Raw genomic sequence first — 3,993 nt, forward strand, 5'->3', positions numbered from 1 at the left:
ATCACTCCGTTGCCCCGTCGCTCACCGCTATGGGGGAAGGTTCACATGGCTCAATTCTCAGTGAAAATTAGGCGACTTTCCGGCTCAGTTCTGGGTGGAAATCAACAGGCTGACGAAGAATGAGGCGATCGATAACGCACCCTATGGTATTCGGGTGAATTCAGTGAATATGGTCGCGACCGATACGCCGATGATCGCGCGCGCCGGGATACTGGTGGCGGCCGCGATGAGTGTCGAATACGCACCTAAAATGGGGCGCATCACGACTGACAGCATTTCTGGCCTGACACAGACATCAATCATCGCCCGGCAACGGTTTGGGAGCAGATTGCGATGATGCTCTACCTTCTGTTGGACAAGGCGTCGAACCTGATCGGAGGTACATACGCAACGGATGGCGGCTTGGCGAGCTATTGAACGGCTTTGTACGGAGCAAATGTTCAGGCGAAGTCATTTTGCGGCGAAAAGTTCGAAGAAATTTTTTCAATAACGATGCTCCGGAGCAATCGTGGTGCTTACAGGATTGGGCCCGGCCATACCTGCCGCTCGGCCATGACAAGTGCCGCACTGCCGAATGCGTTGAAGCGGTCGCTCAATCCTACCGCAGCAAAATCCTCGAGCGGGAAGCAGCTTTGCGGACCTTCGCGACTGCGGCATGTGAACTTTCGCGTTTGCAACATGTATGGTTCGCTGGGCGGGTATGCTGACAGTGCGTTCGCAGCATTGCAGATGCTAAATCTTGAGAGATTATCGAGGCACTGATGGATTTGCAGGTTGCCACCGATTTCGGCGGTCCCCGCCCCATCGTGTCGGATGTCGTCTGGATCACGCTCGCGGATGGTAGCAACGGCAAGCACATTGCCGCAACGCGACCGCGGCTCACCCGCTCCCGTCGCGATGCGGCTGCACGACTGACACCCCTGGGCATTGAGCCATCTATCATACCGCGCGGTGGCTTCCATCTGTGGTGTCGTCTGCCAGATGGGATCAACGCCCGGGATTTGGCAAGGGCAGCGCTGAATTGTCAGGTGCGCCAAAGCACCGGGCAACGTGCTCGGAGTGTCGATAACGGCAGTGAGTTTCGTTCGCCTTAACGTCAGTCAGATGACGCCTCTCGTCTATGACACGCTGGCAGCGGTTCTGTGAAGGAAAGCTACTGGCTGCGAGCAAAATCGTGAGCACCAATGCAGCACGGTACGCCCTGATGTCACGGTTGTGGCCCATTTCGGCTGATCAAGGCTTTCGAATGCCGCTCATCGCCGTTCGCAAAGACGGCCAGACGAACAACCCTAAACGAACTTTTTGCAGCCCAGGCAGAAGCGCGGGACCTTGCCGCCGATGGTCGAGCCGTTGGGTCGAGCGCGGGCAGCGGCATCTGCATCCAGCCAATCAAAACATTGAATCTGACATTGCCCTGACGGATACGGTCAGGCTGGCGTCAGCAGACTCGTGCGAAAACTCTCCTGCCTGGCGGAATGCGTAGCTCAATCTAACGCGCCCGCAATTCCGCATCACATTTCTCAAGGAGAGCTTCAATGCCGATCTTCCGTGGTAATAATAGCGCGAACACCATCACCGGCACCAATGGCCACGACAGCATCCTCGGTTTTAGTGGCGACGATCTGTTGATCGGAGGTATCGGAAACGACGAGTTGGAAGGCGGTGACGGAAGCGATCGGCTCCGTGGCGGTGGCGGGAATGATGAGCTTGAAGGTGGTCGCGGTAACGACCTTTTGGAGGGCGGCGAAGGTCATGACGAACTGGAAGGCGGCAGCGGCGCGGATCGTCTGTTCGGCGGGACCGGCAACGACGAACTCGATGGCGGCTCGGGTAATGATCGCTTGTTTGGCGGCAGCGGCAATGACCGGATTAACAGTGACGAGGGCAATGATATCCTGAATGGTGGCGCCGGTGCCGATGTGTTCGAATTCGAGCGCGGCGATGGTCGCGATCGCATCACCGATTTTCAGAACGGCCTTGATCGCATCGAGCTTGATGACTTTTCCCGAGTGCAGGTGCAGCAAGTCATCAACGGCGCCAAGCAAGTGGGTGATGATGTCATGCTGACCCTATCGCAAAATACGACGGTGGTGATCGATGACTTCCGGCTTTCAAATCTCGGGATGTCGGATTTCACATTTGATATGTAAGGTCTCAACGTGGCGGGGGAGGCTTGCCTCCCCCGGACGCCGCCTGTGGCCGAAGCTTTACCTGCCCCGTCGCCCTTGAATAATTGGGCATCGGCGGTGCGGTCCTATCGAAATGCATCTTGAACGACCAATGTGCCGTTCGAGGACAGCGGCTTGGTGGCGCACCCCGTCCTGCTGGCGCGATAGGGATCAGGCATACTCGGACGCTGGCCCACGTCGGGCTGCCACTATAAAGACCACCCGATAGGCTCCAGTGGCTAGACATAAGGGCAGCTCAGCGGTGGTTCAACGAGCGAATGGCTGCATGAGACATCTAGCAAGTTGCTGTGGCGTAAAACTGGCAATCTTGGCAGAGGACTGATGTCCCGATCCACGGATGCGATGGCACGGCCGTCCGTGACGACTGCTGTACCGCGGCTTGCTTCGAAACGGTTGCCCGACCGTAACGCAACGAAATTCTCGACGGGTTCGCAGCGATGCGGACATGCATGTCGTTCTTCGGGGGCGGGTATGTATTGCTTCAGTTGTGCCGCCGTAAAGCTTGGTTGCTGTCAGGGTCATCGAGCAATAGCCTTCGCAGACACATCGTTTCCGGCTCACGGCATTCACATCAGCAAGAGAGGGCAAGTCCATGAAATCCGAGGTTCTACAGATTCCGCCGGGTAACGAAATGTTCGAAGGATATCGCACAGCCTTTGAACGATACGGGTTCTCGCCGGCTGTTAAATCGGGAGGGTTCCTGTTCATATCCGGACAGGTCGGGGCCCGTCCGGATGGGAGTGCCGCTGACGGAGTTGCCGACCAAACGGAGTGGGCCTTGAAGCGCATCGAGGAACTTCTGAGGATAGCTGGCTTGGATCTTACCGATCTTGTCGACGTCACCAGCTACCATGTCGACATCGAGAGTACGCTTCCGGACTTCATGGAGGTGAAGCGACGGTTCATCAAAAGCCCTTATCCTGCCTGGTCGATCATCGGAATATCCGGGTTGAGCCGACCAGAACTCAAAGTCGAAATTCGCGCTGTTGCCGCACTGCGGGAGTGACTGTCACTGGCGATACCATTCTGCCGTATGTCGTCGACCGCCTGTTCCTTGAATTCCGTCGTGAAACGGCGCCGTGATCCCTTCCTCATCCTTGATGCTCTGCGCTGAAAGTAAATTTACTCCCAGTACGAGATCACTGGCCGCGGTCGATGCCATCGTGTGCTGCATTCAGTATGTTCCATCGACGAAGTGCGGACCACGTGTTGAGGGTCGGTCACTCTCTTCGATTCGTGCTCATCTTTTTCAGGTATCTGCCGCACACCGGTGGGCGGGGCATCGCCAAAAATCTCGGGTTATGTCTCCGCAGAGTATCTTGCGGTTTACGGAACCCTCGGGTTGGGCGCCGCCGCTTTCAGGGGCAGATCGTAATTGTCAGGCTTGCTTGATGCGGGCGTCCTAACTCTTGAATGGTGAGGGCCCTGCCAATTGCCGCCCGTCAGATCCTACTCATGCCTCAGGGCAGCATTCGTCGAATCGCTCGCTTAGACAATTCGCAGTGAAAATGCTCGGTTTGATGTCGACTGACTGGCCAAGCTGCGAGTTGACGCGCCGGATATCGGATGGGCGCGTTGGACTGGACCAATAAACGGCAGCCGAAGTCATGTGCGCGGATCAAACCAGGCTGGGCGACGCCATGCCTACACGGTGAGAAACGGCGCCTTCATGCCGAGTAATGGGCGAAAGTTGGTGATGGTCTGAAGGGTGGCATATCAAGGCGGTGTTCAAGACGCCGTCAATTCTCAGCAGAGAAAGCATACGCCACATGTCATTGACTACCATCACGCAGCTGCCCGATCC

3 protein-coding genes are annotated in these 3,993 nt (G+C 56.8%); all 3 read left to right on the top strand.

The window, feature by feature from the left end:
* The first annotated feature begins 94 nt into the window (after positions 1-94).
* Positions 95-337, top strand: a complete 243-nt coding sequence (locus tag GL286_RS21890; RefSeq protein WP_155097679.1) for an SDR family oxidoreductase — start codon at positions 95-97, stop codon at positions 335-337.
* A 1,198-nt stretch (positions 338-1,535) separates the two neighbouring features.
* A complete protein-coding gene (locus GL286_RS21895; RefSeq protein WP_155097680.1) occupies positions 1,536-2,150 on the top strand; it encodes a calcium-binding protein in 615 nt (204 codons plus the stop codon).
* Positions 2,151-2,781: 631 nt separating this feature from the next.
* Positions 2,782-3,195 (top strand): RidA family protein, encoded by a 414-nt coding sequence (locus GL286_RS21900; RefSeq protein WP_170295367.1) that lies wholly within the window; start codon positions 2,782-2,784, stop codon positions 3,193-3,195.
* Positions 3,196-3,993 lie beyond the last annotated feature (798 nt).

Source organism: Paracoccus aestuariivivens (assembly GCF_009711225.1).
Classification (GTDB): domain Bacteria; phylum Pseudomonadota; class Alphaproteobacteria; order Rhodobacterales; family Rhodobacteraceae; genus Paracoccus; species Paracoccus aestuariivivens.

Coding starts and splice junctions, on each gene's coding strand:
- GL286_RS21900 (WP_170295367.1), top strand. CDS start 2,782: ATGAAATCCGAGGTTCTACAGATTCCGCCGGGTAACGAAATGTTCGAA.
- GL286_RS21895 (WP_155097680.1), top strand. CDS start 1,536: ATGCCGATCTTCCGTGGTAATAATAGCGCGAACACCATCACCGGCACC.